Annotated in this window: 12 protein-coding genes and 2 pseudogenes; 8 read left to right on the top strand and 6 right to left on the bottom strand. The window is 62.1% G+C overall.

Annotation, left to right across the window (positions count from 1 at the left end; all coding sequences use genetic code 11):
• The first annotated feature begins 45 nt into the window (after window positions 1-45).
• The gene (ftsH, locus tag PverR02_RS15260; protein ID WP_079443762.1) at window positions 46-1,869 is read left to right on the top strand and encodes an ATP-dependent zinc metalloprotease FtsH; all 1,824 of its coding nucleotides are present in this window, start codon (window positions 46-48) and stop codon (window positions 1,867-1,869) included.
• 33 nt (window positions 1,870-1,902) lie between these two features.
• Window positions 1,903-2,328 carry a potassium channel family protein gene (locus PverR02_RS15255; protein WP_079443761.1) on the top strand — a complete coding sequence of 142 codons (426 nt, stop codon included), beginning with the start codon at window positions 1,903-1,905 and terminating at the stop codon, window positions 2,326-2,328.
• Between the two features lie 3 nt (window positions 2,329-2,331).
• On the opposite strand, the gene PverR02_RS15250 is transcribed toward PverR02_RS15255, so the two are convergent.
• The gene (locus tag PverR02_RS15250) at window positions 2,332-4,701 is read right to left on the bottom strand and encodes a phosphoketolase family protein (protein ID WP_079443760.1); all 2,370 of its coding nucleotides are present in this window, start codon (window positions 4,699-4,701) and stop codon (window positions 2,332-2,334) included.
• Between the two features lie 362 nt (window positions 4,702-5,063).
• On the opposite strand from PverR02_RS15250, the gene PverR02_RS15245 reads away from it, so the two are divergent.
• Entirely contained in the window at window positions 5,064-5,693 is a 630-nt protein-coding gene (locus PverR02_RS15245) for a helix-turn-helix domain-containing protein (protein ID WP_017845755.1), read from the top strand.
• 30 nt (window positions 5,694-5,723) lie between these two features.
• Window positions 5,724-6,707 (top strand): zinc-dependent alcohol dehydrogenase family protein, encoded by a 984-nt coding sequence (locus tag PverR02_RS15240; RefSeq protein ID WP_079443758.1) that lies wholly within the window; start codon window positions 5,724-5,726, stop codon window positions 6,705-6,707.
• 13 nt (window positions 6,708-6,720) lie between these two features.
• Here PverR02_RS15240 and PverR02_RS15235 read toward each other — a convergent pair whose 3' ends face one another.
• The 3 genes from PverR02_RS15235 to PverR02_RS15225 form a co-directional block, all read right to left on the bottom strand.
• Entirely contained in the window at window positions 6,721-6,972 is a 252-nt protein-coding gene (locus PverR02_RS15235; protein ID WP_017845753.1) for an Lpp/OprI family alanine-zipper lipoprotein, read from the bottom strand.
• Window positions 6,973-7,082: 110 nt separating this feature from the next.
• The gene (locus PverR02_RS15230; RefSeq protein ID WP_046383377.1) at window positions 7,083-8,003 is read right to left on the bottom strand and encodes a universal stress protein; all 921 of its coding nucleotides are present in this window, start codon (window positions 8,001-8,003) and stop codon (window positions 7,083-7,085) included.
• Between the two features lie 51 nt (window positions 8,004-8,054).
• On the bottom strand, window positions 8,055-8,969 hold the full coding sequence (locus PverR02_RS15225) for a universal stress protein (protein WP_017845751.1): 915 nt from the start codon (window positions 8,967-8,969) through the stop codon (window positions 8,055-8,057).
• 188 nt (window positions 8,970-9,157) lie between these two features.
• Between PverR02_RS15225 and PverR02_RS15220 the strand changes: the two genes are divergently transcribed.
• Window positions 9,158-10,060, top strand: a complete 903-nt coding sequence (locus tag PverR02_RS15220; RefSeq protein ID WP_017845750.1) for a GGDEF domain-containing protein — start codon at window positions 9,158-9,160, stop codon at window positions 10,058-10,060.
• Window positions 10,061-10,207: 147 nt separating this feature from the next.
• Window positions 10,208-11,077 (top strand): isocitrate lyase/PEP mutase family protein, encoded by an 870-nt coding sequence (locus tag PverR02_RS15215; protein WP_046383376.1) that lies wholly within the window; start codon window positions 10,208-10,210, stop codon window positions 11,075-11,077.
• 20 nt (window positions 11,078-11,097) lie between these two features.
• Here PverR02_RS15215 and PverR02_RS33140 read toward each other — a convergent pair.
• Together PverR02_RS33140 and PverR02_RS33135 are read right to left on the bottom strand one after the other, a co-directional pair.
• A pseudogene (locus PverR02_RS33140) lies at window positions 11,098-11,574 on the bottom strand (methyl-accepting chemotaxis protein); the annotation flags it as partial.
• A 111-nt stretch (window positions 11,575-11,685) separates the two neighbouring features.
• Window positions 11,686-12,453, bottom strand: a pseudogene (locus PverR02_RS33135) (PAS domain-containing protein); the annotation flags it as partial.
• A 201-nt stretch (window positions 12,454-12,654) separates the two neighbouring features.
• Between PverR02_RS33135 and PverR02_RS15205 the strand changes: the two are divergent.
• Both PverR02_RS15205 and PverR02_RS15200 read left to right on the top strand, forming a co-directional pair.
• Window positions 12,655-13,035, top strand: coding sequence for a RidA family protein (locus PverR02_RS15205; protein ID WP_046383374.1), 381 nt, complete (start codon window positions 12,655-12,657; stop codon window positions 13,033-13,035).
• 139 nt (window positions 13,036-13,174) lie between these two features.
• Window positions 13,175-15,163: a peptidase U32 family protein gene (locus PverR02_RS15200; RefSeq protein WP_079443756.1), complete on the top strand. Its 1,989-nt coding sequence runs from the start codon at window positions 13,175-13,177 to the stop codon at window positions 15,161-15,163.
• Window positions 15,164-15,167: the final 4 nt, after the last annotated feature.

Below are 15,167 nucleotides of genomic sequence, written 5' to 3'. Positions count from 1 at the left end.
CCAACGTTTGTGTCTGCCTTGCGTGCCCTTTTTTGAGTCAAGGTCATGAAAAAGAACCATCAGTGGAACCTGTCTTACTTTTTGACCGCGTTTGTCGTGTTCACCGTTGTGCAGTTTCTATGGACGGAACACCGCGTGGTGCAAAGCATCCCGTACAGTCAGTTTCTGCAGTTGCTGAACGAGCAGAAAGTCAGCGACCTGCAGGTCGAAAAAGACCAGATCAGCGGCAAGCTGCAAGTGCCGATCGACGGCCATAACCTGTTCACGACGGTGCGGGTCGACCCGACGTTGGCCACCAGCCTGGCGCAGTCGGGCGCGAGCTTCACCGGGGTCACTGACAATACCTTTTTAAGCGGCCTGCTGGGTTGGCTGCTGCCTTTTATGCTGATCATGGTGGTTTGGCACTTTTTGTTTCGCGGCGTCGCGGAAAAACAGGGCCTGGGCGGGCTGATGAACATCGGCAAGTCCCGGGCCAAGGTGTTTGTCCAGCGCGACACCGGGATCACCTTCGCGGATGTCGCCGGCATCGACGAAGCCAAGGCCGAACTGGTGGAGATCGTCTCGTTCCTCAAGGACAAGGCCAAGTACGCACGGCTGGGCGCGCATATTCCCAAAGGCACGCTGCTGGTCGGTCCGCCGGGCACCGGCAAGACCCTGGTGGCCAAAGCCATCGCTGGCGAAGCCGGGGTGCCGTTTTTCTCGATCTCGGGCTCGGAATTCGTCGAGATGTTCGTCGGCGTCGGCGCCGCGCGGGTCCACGATCTGTTCGAACAGGCGCGCCAAGCGGCGCCGTGCATCATCTTCATCGATGAACTGGATGCCCTGGGCAAGATGCGTGGCGTCGGTGTAATGGGCGGCAATGACGAAAAGGAACAGACCCTCAACCAGCTCCTGGCCGAACTGGACGGCTTCGATCCCCGCGAGGGCGTGGTGCTGCTCGCCGCAACCAATCGCCCGGAGATTCTCGACCCGGCGCTGCTGCGTGCCGGCCGGATCGACCGCCAGGTGTTGATCGATCGCCCTGACCGCAAGGGGCGGCAGGCGATTCTCAAGGTCCACCTGCAGAAAATCACCGTGGACAAGGCCCTCGACAGCGAGCGCATTGCCGACATCACCACCGGTTTCACCGGCGCCGACCTGGCGAACCTGGTCAACGAAGCGGCGATTGTCGCCACCCGCCGTGGCGCCGACACGGTCGGCCTGGACGACTTCACCGCGGCCGTGGAACGCCTGATCGCGGGCATCGAACGCAAGAGCAGCGTGCTGCGCCCCGAAGAACGCCAGGTGGTGGCGTACCACGAGATGGGCCATGCACTGGCGGCGAGCCACCTGCCGGCCATGGACCCGGTACACAAGGTGTCCATCGTGCCGCGCGCCATTGGCTCGTTGGGCTACACGCTGCAGCGCCCGACGGAGGACCACTTCCTGATCAGTTACCAGATGCTCAAAGACCGCATCGTCGTGCTGATGGCCGGCCGCGCCGCCGAATTTCTGATATATGCTCAGACGTCCACCGGGGCCGCCGATGACCTGGCCCGTGCGACCGATATCGCGCGGCAGTTGGTGACCCGCTTCGGCATGAGCGCCGAACTGGGGCAGTCGGTGCTGGAGCGACAAAACATGACCTACCTGGGTGAACAGATGCAGAGTACGGGGCAGAAAGATTATTCGGAACAGACCGCCAGGGAAGTCGACCTGTGTATACGCGGCCTGCTCGACGAGGCCTACGCCCGCGCCAAGAGCCTACTCCAGGCGCATCGCGCCGACCTGGAGGCCGGCGCGCACCTGTTGATGGAAAAGGAAAGCCTGACCCCAGAGGACTTCCCCGCGCTGCTGCCGATGAAACCCGTGCCGGTCGCCGCAGGTTGAGCGTCGCCCTGAAACCACGCACTGAGGCTCGCCATGCTGGCCGTCACGCTGATTAATACGCTGGTGGTCATCATCGCCGTGATCATTCATTACGAATGCCTGTTGCGCCTGAACGACTGGTTGCCGCGGCTCAAGGTCTGGAGCCGCTTCAGGATGGTCATCGGAGTATTCGGTGCCCTGCTCGCCCACGCGATCGAAGTCTGGTGCTTCGCCCTGGTCTATTACCTGATGACACGCGACGGCGAGTGGGGCAGCCTGTCGGGCCAGTTCGATGGCTCGTTCATGGACTGCGTGTACTTTTCCTTCACGACCTACACCACCATCGGTTTCGGCGACATCACCCCCATGGGCCACATCAAGTTCCTGACCGGCCTGCAAGCGCTGACCGGTCTGGTGCTGATCACGTGGACGGCGTCCTTTCTGTTCCTGGAAATGCAGAAGTACTGGAAGAACAAGTAGCCCCTAGCCGGCCGGGGTCCATTGCCAGTTCAGCACCTCGGGCAGGTCTTCGCCGTGTTCGATCAGGTACAGCTTGTGTTTCTCCATCATCGCCCAGTAGCGCGCCTGCGCGGTGTGGCGTTGCTCGTGCAGCCGGGGCACGCGCTCGATGACGTCCAACGCCAACCGGTAGCGATCCAGGTTGTTGATCACCGCCATATCGAACGGGGTGGTGGTGGCGCCCTCCTCGATGAAGCCGCGCACATGGAAGTTGTCGTGATTGGTGCGTTTGTACAACAGCCGATGCACCAGCGCCGGGTAGCCGTGGAAGGCAAAGATCACCGGTTTGTCGGTGGTGAACAACTCATCGAAGGCGGCATCCGCCAGGCCATGGGGATGCTGCGATGACGACTGCAGCACCATCAGGTCCACCACATTGATGACCCTGACCCGCAGATCCGGCACGTATTCGCGCAGCAATGTCACGGCGGCCAGAGTTTCCAGGGTCGGTACGTCGCCGGCGCAAGCCATGACCACGTCCGGCTCCTGATCATCGCGGCAGGCCCAGTCCCAGCGGCCGATGCCTGCCAGGCAATGGCGCACGGCCGCGTCGATATCCAGCCACTGCCACTCCGGCTGCTTGCCCACCACGATGACATTGATGTAATTGCGGCTGCGCAGGCAGTGATCCGCCACCGACAGCAGGCAGTTGGCATCCGGCGGCAGGTAGATGCGCGCCACGTCGGACTTCTTGTTCGCCACCAGGTCGATGAAGCCGGGGTCTTGATGAGAAAACCCGTTGTGGTCCTGGCGCCAGACATGGGACGTCAGCAGCAAGTTGAGCGACGCCAGCGGCTTGCGCCAGGGCACGCCGGCCGCAGTTTTCAGCCACTTGGCATGCTGGTTGACCATCGAATCGACGATATGGATGAACGCTTCGTAACACGACAGCAGGCCATGACGCCCGGTGAGCAGGTAGCCTTCGAGCCAGCCCTCACACACGTGTTCGCTGAGAATCTCCATGACCCGGCCATCCGCCGCCAGGTTCACGTCGTCGGCCTCCAACGGGTCCATCCACGCCTTGGCGCTGACCTCGTACACGGCGTCCAGGCGATTGGAGGCGGTTTCATCCGGGCCGAACAGGCGGAAGTTGGCGGCGCCCTGTGCGTTTTTCATCACGTCGCGCAAAAAGCTGCCCAATACCCGGGTCGCCTCGGCACGCAGGCAACCGGGGGCCGGCAGGGCTACCGCGTAGTCGGTAAAGCGTGGCAAGTCGAGCGTGCGTAATACCAGCCCGCCGTTGGCGTGCGGGTTGGCGCTCATGCGGCGGTGCCCGGTGGGCGCCAGCGCGGCGATTTCCGGGAGCAAGGCGCCGTCGGCATCGAACAGTTCGTCGGGGCGGTAGCTGTTCAGCCATTCCGCCAGCTGCTGCACATGCCCTGGCGCCTGAAAGTTGGCCAACGGCACTTGGTGGGCGCGCCAGGTGCCTTCGACCCGACAGCCATCGACAAATTTCGGCCCGGTCCAGCCTTTGGGCGTGCGCAATACCAGCACCGGCCACAGCTGGCGCTCCGGCGTCTCGGCGCGCCGGGGCTGGCGTGCCGCGTGCTGAATCTCGCGGATTTTCAGCAGCATGGTGTGAAGGGTGCGGGCAAGCTCCTGATGCACCTGCGCCGGGTCATCGCCTTCGACGAAGTACGCATCGTAACCATAGCCGTACAACAGCGCCGACAGTTCATCTTCGCTGATCCTGGACAGGACCGTGGGGTTGGCGATCTTGTAGCCGTTGAGGTGCAGGATCGGCAGCACTGCCCCATCGCGCGCGGGGTTGATGAATTTGTTGGAGTGCCAGCTGGCGGCCAGCGGGCCGGTTTCGGCCTCGCCGTCGCCGATCACGCAGGCGACGATCAGGTCCGGGTTATCGAAGACCGCGCCGTAGGCGTGCGCCAGGCAGTAACCCAGCTCGCCGCCTTCATGGATCGAGCCTGGGATTTGCGCCGAAACGTGGCTGGAAATCCCATAGGGCCAGGAAAACTGCCGAAACAGCCGCAGCAGGCCATTGGCATTGCGCTCCACCGAGGGATAACACTCGGTGTAGGTGCCTTCCAGGTAGGTCTGCGCGACCACCGCCGGCCCGCCATGCCCGGGGCCGGCGACAAAGAGCATGTTCAAGTCGTACTGGTTGATCAGCCGATTGAGGTGCGTATAGAGCAGATTCAGCCCCGGCGTGGTGCCCCAATGCCCCAACAGGCGCGGTTTGATGTGCGCCAGGGTCAAGGGTGTCTTTAACAACGGGTTGCTCTTGAGGTAGATCTGCCCGACCGCCAGGTAATTGGACGCCCGCCAATACGCGTCCAGCCCTTCCAGCTCCTCTGCACTCAAAAAATCGCTCATACACCCCTCCGTCAAGGCTCGACCCGTGGATTGTCGTTCGTCGATTCTGGGTGCCTCAACTGCGCGAGGCTTGATGTATATCAAGTCTTAAAGCCGGCGCTGAAGCTCAATTGAAACAGGAACTCGGGATATTGAGCAAAAGTCGAAGAAGCGCATTTTCCTCGTTCTCTCTATCACTCAGGCACATGCCTGGACGGAGCGCATGCATGAATGCCCATCACCTGCGTTTAGTCGGTCGCTCGACGGTGCTACCGCACACCTCCTGCCCCAGACCGGTAATCCCCCCCAAAACGGCATGTTCCGGTTGCGGCGTGTCGGCATGCAGCTTGCCGATCGGTCTCGATAGTCCTGACGTGTCCCACTTGGATGCGTTGGTGGTGCAACGCTTCAAGGTCAAAAAAGGCGCAGCTTTATTCCGTACCGGCGATCCCTTGCGTTCGCTGTATACGGTTCGCACCGGCTCGTTCAAGACCGGCATCGTGTCTGTCGATGGCCGTGAACAAGTGACCGGCTTTCAACTCTCCGGCGATATGCTCGGCCTGGACGCCATCAGTGACGATGCACACGCCTGCACGGCGGTCGCCCTTGAGGACAGTGAGGTCTGCCCCATCCACTTCGCCCATCTGGAGAGCCTGGCGCGCAACCTTCCGTCGCTGCAGCACAACCTCACGCGTCTGCTGAGCCGTGAAATCGTGCAGGATCACACCCTGCTGATGCTGATGGGCAACATGAGCTCGGATGAACGCCTGGCCGCGTTCCTGCTGAACCTGTCGCAACGCTTCAGCTCCCGCGGGTATTCGGCCAGGCACTTTGTGCTGAAAATGCGCCGTGAGGAAATCGGCTCCTACCTGGGCTTGCGCCTGGAAACCATCTGCCGCGGCATCGCGCACCTGCGCGACCAGGGGTTGGCGCAGATCGTCGGCCGCAACGTCACGATCCTGGACCTGGAAGGTCTCAAGCGTCTGGTCGCGGGCTGCCGCCGACCGATCTAGCATTACCGCCCGAACACCTGGAGATTCGTCATGCGTGCGATGGTTCTGCACACCCCCGGCCAGCCGCTGCAACTGGAGCAGCGCCCGATCCCGACACCCGGAAGCGGGCAGCTGTTGATCAAGGTCCTGGCCTGTGGCGTGTGCCGTACCGACCTGCACCTGGTCGACGGCGAGTTGCCGCAAGCGCAACTGCCACGGGTGCCAGGCCATGAAATCGTCGGTGAAGTGACGGCCGTGGGCGCCACGGTCGGGGCTGACTGGATCGGCCGCCGCGTCGGGGTGCCGTGGCTCGGCTGGACCTGCGGCGAGTGCGCCTTCTGTCGATCGGGCCGGGAAAACCTCTGCGATCAGGCGCTGTTCACCGGCTGCAATCTGGACGGCGGCTACGCTGAATACACGGTGGCGGACGAACGCTTCTGCCTGCCGATTCCCGACACACTGTCGGACGTTCAAGCCGCGCCCCTGTTGTGTGCCGGCCTGATCGGCTTTCGCGCCTTGCAAATGGCCGCGGACGCTGCCCACCTGGGGCTTTACGGCTTCGGTGCGGCCGCCCATCTGGCGATCCAGGTGGCGCTGGGCCGCGGGCAACAGGTGTACGCGTTCACCCGCCCGGGTGACAGCGCAGGCCAGGCCTATGCACGCTCATTGGGCGCCGTGTGGGCCGGGCCTTCGGACCAACTGCCGCCGCACCTGCTGGATGCCAGCCTGATATTCGCCCCGGTCGGAGCGCTTGTACCGCTGGCATTGGCCGCCACCGTCAAGGGCGGCTGTGTGATTTGCGCCGGGATTCACATGAGCGATATTCCGGCCTTCCCCTATCGACTGCTATGGGGCGAGCGCAGCGTGCGTTCAGTGGCGAACCTGACCCGACAGGACGGCACAGCGTTTTTTCAAACCGTGCAGCACACGCCGGTCCACTGCGACATCACCCGCTTCGCCCTGGAAGACGCCAATCAGGCACTCGCGCACCTGCGCAGCGGGCAGTTCAACGGCGCGATCGTGCTGACCCCATAACACGCAGCAGCGGCTATTTGCGGGTCGCGCTGGTCAGCATATGGATCGCTCTTTCGTTGGCTTCGTCAGCGGTGCGCTGGGCCTGGTTGGCCAGCGCCATCGCCTGCTCCGCCTTGAGGTAGGCTTCGTCAGCGCGCAGGCGCGCCGTGGCGGCATTGTTTTCCGCGGAGTCCAGGCGAGCCTCAAGCTCCTTGACATGTTGACTGCACCCGGCGGACGTTGCCAATACCAGCGCCAACAGTGAAACGGACAGGTAGCGGTTCATGGTGTTTCCCCTCGATTCATCGCGGTAAGAAATCAACAACGCACATTTTCAGTATCCGGCGTGGGCCCGCCCTGCCTCTGACCTTTGTCAATAAAGGATCAGAGCCCGGGCTAGCCCTTGACGTCGTTTCCCGGCTGGCGGATCGCTAAAATGCTGCCCGGCACCGAATACAGCGCCCGTTCGGTGTTGCTGCCGATCAGTCGGTCGAGCCCGACCCGGTGAGCAGTCCCCATGACCACCACGTCGGCCTGGAATTGCTCGACAAACTCCTGAATCACCGGCACTGGCTGGCCCATGACAAAGTGCCGTCTTTCCGGCGGTACGCCATAACGGTCGGCCAAGGTCACGAACGCCTGGTGCAACGACTGGCGCAGCTCTTCGGCGAAGTCCACGTTCCAACCGCCCATGGCCATCGGCGCATCACCGTTGAATGCCGGTGACAGGTCATAGGCGTACAACAGATGCAGCGGCGCATCGCATTGCAGGGCCATGGAGTAGGCGCACTGAATGATGGTGTCGTTCAGACCGCTGATCTGCGTGCCGGGCTCGAACGGATCGACGGCCGCCACCACGCGATGGGGCAAACCGTAGCGCGCCTGGCTCACCAGATGCAGGGGTGTCGGGCACTCGCGCAGCAGGTGGCAATCGAGCGGGGTGATGAATATGCGCTTGAGAACCGGCTCCAGCTTCACGTCCTTGATCACCAGGTCCGGGTTCAGATCGGCGATCGTGCGCAGGATCTCCAGCACAGGGTGGGTGGTGAAGAGCAATTCAACCGTCACCTTCAGCCCGTTACCGCCCAGGCGCTGGACTTCGTCGATCAGCCAATCGCGATAGCGGTGCAGGTAGTCCTGAAAAGCCGACTCATCGACGTGTTCTTCCCACAAATGAATGATCGGCGCAGGTTCGATAAACGCCCTGATATCGAGCGCCGCGCCGCTGGCCTTGGCCAGGGCCACCGCGCGCAGCAGCGCCGGGGAGTGATACAACGAACGGTCGGTGATCAGCAACAGACGTTGATATTGGCTCATTTCGCACCTCGTCGGGCACCGGTTGGTCCTGGCGCCAGGTTCAATCCTTCATCAACTGCGCGTCGGTTTGATCGCCCACATGCTGCACGGCGCGTGGTGCAACAGGCTTTCGGCGGTAGTGCCCAACAGCTTGTTCAAGCCCCAGTGCTGCACGGTGCCCATGACGATGATGTCGATCTGGTGATCGCGGGCAAAGTCGCAAATGTTGAAGAGCGGCGTGCCCTCGATAAAGTGCCGATGCTCGACGGGAATCCCCTGGCGCTCGGCCAACGCGGCAAACGCCTCATGCTGGGCTTCATTCAACGACTCATAGAGCCCGGCGGCCAGGGGCACCGCGCCGAAGCCCATGTCCTTGGCATACACCGCGGCCCAGTCGTACACATGCAGCAACTCGAGCTGGGCCTGGCATTGCGCGGCCAGCTTGACCGCCGCTTCAACAATCTGGTCGTTGAAGATCTGGTCCTGCTCCTCGCTGCGCAACACATCGACAATCGCCAGCACCTTGCGTGGCAACGGGTGGCGCGAGTCGGTGACCAGATGCACCGGCACCGGGCAGTCGCGCAGCAGTTGCCAATCCAGCGGGGTGAAGAACACCCGTTTCAACGCTGGCTCTTCCTCGGCATCCTTGATGATCAGGGCCAGCGACATCTCGTTGACGAAATGCAGGATTTCCTCATAAGGATGATGCACCCAGACTACTTCGCTGGTGACCTCGACCCCGCGCTGGCGCATCACCTCGGCCTGCTCGGCGAGCCAGTGGCGATGGGTGTCCAGGTACCCTTCCCGGGCCCGATTGATCTGTTCGGGCGCGAACAGCCCGGCGATCGCCAGGGCCTGCAAATAGTCGAATGCCACGATATGCAACGGCAACTGCATCGCGCGCGCCAAGGCAGCTGCACGATCGAACGCCGGTGTGCGGGTCATGGACGAAGGGGCAATCAACAGTAAACGCTGAGTCTGCAACATGGGGGCACCTCGGCACGCGGCCATCTGATTCGGTGGATAGGCCTTCAGATTGAGCGTTCCGGCTCAGCGGCTACTTGATCTTTATCAGTTGGTGCCCGCAAAAGTTGATTTTCATCAACAGCCGCCGGGCCCCTTGCCCCTAGCCTGCATCAAGACTTGCAGCGTCACCGGCTCCGTCGGAGGGCACCATGATCGAAGATGAGCAGCAAGTGTTGGTGAGGGCGTTGGACGCGGCGACAAACCCGGTGCTGATCACCGAGAGATCGGGTTGCATTGTGTGGATCAACCGAGCGTTCAGCCTGTTGAGTGGCTATTCGAAGCTGGAGCTGGTCGGTAAAACCCCGCACCTTTTGTCGTCGGGACGGCAAACCACCACGTTCTATCGAGAGCTGTGGATGACCATCATGGCGGGCCTGACCTGGCAGGGCGAGATGGTCGAGCGCCGCAAGGACGGCTCCAACTGTACGATCAATCAGGTCATTACCCCGGTGCTCGACCCGCAGGGCGTGGTCACGCACTTCATCGCGATCCTGCACAACTTCAAGGTGATGGACGAAGAACGTGCGCGCATGCAACAACTGGCGTTCCATGACGGACTGACCGGCTTGCCCAACCGCAGCCTGTTTCTGAGCCTGCTCAATCAAGCGATGAGTCATGCCACCCAGCAGCAACAGCCGCTGGCGTTGATGTTTATCGACCTGGACCGTTTCAAAGCGGTCAACGACACCCATGGGCATGCGTGCGGCGACAAGTTGCTGGTGGCGGTGGCCGAACGCCTCAGCCAGTCGGTGCGCAGGTCCGATGTCGTCGGCCGTTTGAGCGGCGACGAGTTTGCGATCCTGGTGACCGGCATGGACCACGCCAGGCAGGTCGAGGTGTTGGCCGATAAATTGATCGGCGCGATCAACCAGCCGTTCATGATCGATGCCCACCGCCTGAACACACACATCAGCGTCGGCATCAGCCTGTATCCATGGGACGGGGCAAGCGTCGAGCAACTGCTCGCACGGGCCGACGACGCGATGTACCAGGCTAAACGACGCGGTGGCAGCGCCTGTCATTTCAACCTGCTTAGCCAGCCTGCCGACTGAACGGCGCACACCTCGCGCCCACCGTATGTGCGGTGGGCATAGCCCATTCTCAAACGTCATAATCCTGGGTTTTGTGGCGTGGTAATCTCTGACGACTATGAATAGGCATTGATCGTCAGTCGACAATGACCAGAACCAGGAAAGATCATGCCCAAAGTGTCCCACTCAGCCCTGCGTCGTAATTTCCGTGAACTGCTTGCTACGCCACTGTGCGTTGAGACGGCCTCTGTGTTCGACCCGATGTCGGCGCGTATCGCCGCCGACCTGGGCTTCGAAGTCGGCATTCTGGGGGGCTCGGTCGCTTCGCTGCAGGTACTGGCGGCACCCGATTTTGCGTTGATCACCTTGAGTGAGTTCGCTGAACAGGCCACCCGGATCGGCCGCGTTGCGCAGTTGCCGGTGATTGCCGATGCCGACCACGGCTATGGCAATGCCCTGAATGTCATGCGGACCGTCGCGGAGCTGGAGCGCGCAGGCGTAGCGGCACTGACGATTGAAGACACGCTGTTGCCGGCGCAGTTCGGGCGCAAATCGACCGATCTGATTTCCATCGAGGAAGGCATCGGCAAAGTCAGGGCCGCCCTTGAAGCACGGGTCGACCCCGAGCTGTCCATCATCGCCCGCACTAACGCGAAGGTGTTGCCGACCGAGGCCGTGATCGAACGCACCCTGGCCTATGAAAAAGCCGGTGCCGATGGGATCTGCATGGTGGGTGTCAGCGACTTCGAGCACCTTGAGCAGATTGCGCAACAACTCACGGTGCCCTTGATGCTGGTGACCTACGGCAACCCGAAACTCAATGACAGCCAGCGCCTGGCAAGCCTGGGAGTACGCATCGTGGTGGCCGGCCACGGCGCCTACTTCGCGGCGATCAAGGCCACCTACGACAGCCTGCGCGCCCAACGTCAGCTCACCCACAGCACCTCGAACCTCAGTGCCACCGAGCTTACTCACACCTACACCCTGCCGGAGAGCTACGTGGCCTGGGCCAAAGAGTTCATGGATGTAGAGGAGTGAGACTGACCCCGGGTGCGCGTCTAGCCGACCCAGCCGACAGCGGTTTTCGGAACCACCTCCGACTCATCCAGCTTTGACGCAAACATGCTCACGGCTTGCACCGCATCGCTGGTGCTGGTGCGGATCTGCAGAATCACCGAACCCGCCTGGTCGGCCAGGCTGACGCCACGTTGCGCGCCTTCCTGGGTCGCGCTCATGCTGGCGACCGCGTCACGGGTTTCCGACAGAATCAGGCCGATCATCTCGGCAATCTCGGCAGTCGAACGGCTGGTACGCCCCGCCAGTTGCCTGACCTCATCGGCCACCACCGCAAAACCACGGCCCTGATCGCCCGCGCGCGCGGCCTCGATGGCGGCGTTGAGCGCCAGCAGGTTGGTCTGGTCGGCAATACCGCGAATGGTATTGACGATCGCAGTGATCTGCTCGGAACGATCGCCCAGTTGCCCCACCAGACGTGCCGAGGCGCCGATGTTTTCGGCAATGCGGCGCATTTCACTGGCGGTTTCGTGGATCACCTGGGTGCCATGTTCGGCGAATCGCTCGGTTTCCGAGGAGATATGGTAAGCGCGGGAAGCACCGCGTGAATCCTCCTCGAACTTCTCGACGCGCTCGCTGATGTCGCTGGCGAACTTGACGATTTTGATCAGCTTGCCGTCGCCGTCATACACCGGGTTGTAACTCGCTTCCAGCCACACCACGCGGCCGTGCTTGCCGATACGCTTGAATTGCCCGGTGAAGAATTCACCATTGTTCAAGCGCCGCCAGAAGTCGGCGTACTCAGGGCTGTTGACCTGGGTCGGTTCGCAAAACATACGGTGATGTTTGCCTTTGAGTTCCGTCAGTGAATACCCCATGACCGCGAGGAAATTCTCGTTGGCATCGAGCACTTGCCCGTTCAAGTCGAACTCTATCACCGCCATCGCCCGGTCCAGCGCAGCCAGCTTGCTGCGGGTCGCCGCCTCCTGCTCCACTTTGCGCGTGACGTCGAGGGCGTACTTGACCACTTTCACGACCTGGCCACGCTCATCCAGCACCGGGTTGTAGCTGGCCTCCAGCCAGATGATCTTGCCGTGGGCGTCCACGCGTTTGAATGTGCCCGAGACGAACTTGCCGGCCCTGAGTTCCTGCCAGAACTCGGCATAGGCAGGGCTGCTGGTCAGCGCCGACGGGCAAAAATCACGGTGGGTCTTGCCGGCCAATTGAGCGCTGCTGTAACCCAGGGTTTTCATAAAGTTGTCATTGGCGCGCAACACCTTGCCATTGAGGTCGAATTCGACCACGGCCATGGAGCGTTCAAGCGCAGCGATCAATCCTTGATATTCGGTGACTTCGGCCTTCCTGGCCGCCAGTTCTGTTTTTAGTGTGTGATTGAACATGACGTAGCCTCAGCCGTGCGTGGAATCGGGGGTTATCTCCTGCGCTATCGGCCAATAAATACCGGACTTGACCGATGAAAAATAAATATCATTTGACGTCAAATACTTGCCGCTCGCCACGCCTGCAACGCCGAAGAGTACTGATCCTCGCGCCCCCCCTGTGTTTAAATTGGCGGCCCTTTTCCCTGCCAAGAGAACGTCATGGCCAACCACGACCTGTCCTTCACCCCTGATCCGGATGCCGACTCGATTTCCTCCGACGTGATCGGCTTCAACGGCATCCTGGTCTCCACCCAGATCCCGACCCGCGCCGACGGCAGCCTGGAACTGGGCGACATCACCGCGCAAAGCGAATGCACGCTGCAAGCCCTGAAAGTTGCCCTTGAACGCGCCGGCAGTTCCATGGACCGGGTGATGCACCTGACCATCTACCTGACCGACATGGCCGACCGCGCGGCGTTCAACGAGGTCTACAAGCGCTTCTTCGCCAAGCCGTGGCCGGTACGTGCCGCAGTTGGCGTGGCGGCCCTGGCGGTGGAAGGCATGCGCGTGGAAGTCACTGCGATGGCCGCCAAGGCCTGAACCCGCGTCGATTGAAACACCCGTCATTGGCCTGGCACCTTGCAGGCCAAGCCCGCCGGCGGCCCTGCGGTAGGTGCCGGTCAGGCGTTTCACGGCTACAATGCGCGCCTCGACCGTGACAAGCCTGACTAAAAAAACTATGTCCTTGCCCAAGCATCACCTGGAATTGCTCAGCCCTGCCCGCGATGTCGCCATCGCGCGCGAGGCCATCCTGCATGGCGCCGACGCCATCTACATCGGCGGCCCAAGCTTCGGCGCCCGCCACAACGCCTGCAACGAGGTCAGCGATATCGCGCAGTTGGTCGAATTCGCCCGGCGCTACCACGCCCGCGTCTTCACCACCCTCAACACCATCTTGCATGACAACGAACTGGAACCGGCGCGCAAGCTGATCCATCAGCTCTACGACGCTGGCGTCGACGCGTTGATCGTGCAAGACCTGGGCGTGATGGAGCTGGATATCCCGCCGATCGAGCTGCACGCCAGTACCCAGACCGACATCCGCACCCTGGGCCGCGCCAAATTTCTCGACCAGGCCGGCTTCTCGCAACTGGTATTGGCCCGCGAGCTGAACCTGCAGGAAATCCGCGCCATTGCCGATGAAACCGATGCCGCCATCGAGTTCTTCATCCACGGCGCCCTGTGCGTGGCGTTCTCCGGGCAGTGCAATATCTCCCACGCGCAGAACGGCCGCAGCGCCAACCGCGGCGACTGTTCCCAGGCGTGCCGCCTGCCGTACACCCTCAAAGACGATCAAGGCCGCGTCGTCGCCTTTGAAAAGCACCTGCTGTCGATGAAAGACAACAACCAGAGCGCCAACCTGCGCGCCCTGGTCGATGCCGGTGTGCGCTCGTTCAAGATCGAAGGGCGCTACAAGGACATGGGCTATGTGAAGAACATCACCGCCTATTACCGCCAGCGCCTCGACGAGATCCTCGAAGACCGCCCCGACCTGGCCCGCGCTTCCAGCGGCCGGACCGCGCATTTCTTCCTGCCCGACCCGGAAAAGACCTTCCACCGGGGCAGCACCGACTATTTCGTCAGCGACCGCAAGATCGACATCGGCGCCTTCGACACCCCGACCTTCACCGGTCTGCCGGTGGGCGTGGTGGAAAAAGCCGGCAAACGCGACCTGCAAGTGATCACCCATGAGCCGCTGTCCAACGGCGACGGCCTGAATGTGCTGGTCAAGCGTGAAGTGGTGGGTTTTCGCGCCAATATCGCCGAGGCCAAGGGCGAGTTCGAGGAAGACGGCGAGAAGCGCTACCGCTATCGCGTCGAGCCGAACGAAATGCCGGCCGGCCTGCATCAGTTGCGCCCCAACCACCCGCTGAACCGCAACCTCGACCACAACTGGCAACAGGCGCTGCTCAAAACCTCCGCCGAGCGCCGGATCGGCCTGTCGTGGGTCGCCCGACTGCGCGAAGATCGCCTGGAACTGAACGCCACCAGCGAAGAAGGCATCACCGCCAGCGTCGCCCTGCCCGGCCCGTTCGGCGCGGCCAACAAGCCGGAACAGGCGCTGGACACCCTGCGTGACCTGCTCGGCCAACTGGGCACCACCGAATACCACGCCACCGCCATCGAGCTGGATGCGCCGCAGGCATTCTTCATCCCCAACTCGCAGCTCAAGGCCGCGCGCCGTGAAGTGATCGAAGCGCTGACAGCGGCGCGCATCGACGCTCACCCGCGTGGTGGGCGCAAGGCCGAAACCAGCCCGCCGCCGGTGTACCCGGAAGCGCACCTGTCGTTCCTGGCCAACGTGTATAACCAGAAGGCCCGGGATTTCTACCATCGCCACGGCGTGAAACTGATCGACGCGGCCTTCGAAGCCCACGAAGAAACCGGTGAAGTGCCGGTGATGATCACCAAGCACTGCCTGCGTTTCTCGTTCAACCTCTGCCCCAAACAGGCCAAGGGCGTGACGGGGGTGAAGACCAAGGTTGCGCCGATGCAGTTGATCCATGGCGATGAAGTGCTGACCCTGAAATTCGACTGCAAGCCATGCGAAATGCATGTGGTGGGCAAGATCAAGGGGCACATCCTCGGGTTGCCGCAGCCAGGCAGCGTGGTCGGCTACATCAGCCCGGACGATCTGCTCAAGACCATCCCGCGCGCGCCGCATTGATCGA

Source organism: Pseudomonas veronii, from assembly GCF_002028325.1.
Classification (GTDB): domain Bacteria; phylum Pseudomonadota; class Gammaproteobacteria; order Pseudomonadales; family Pseudomonadaceae; genus Aquipseudomonas; species Aquipseudomonas veronii.
Note: the sequence above shows the minus strand (reverse complement) of the source record. Positions and strands in the feature narration are given on the sequence as shown.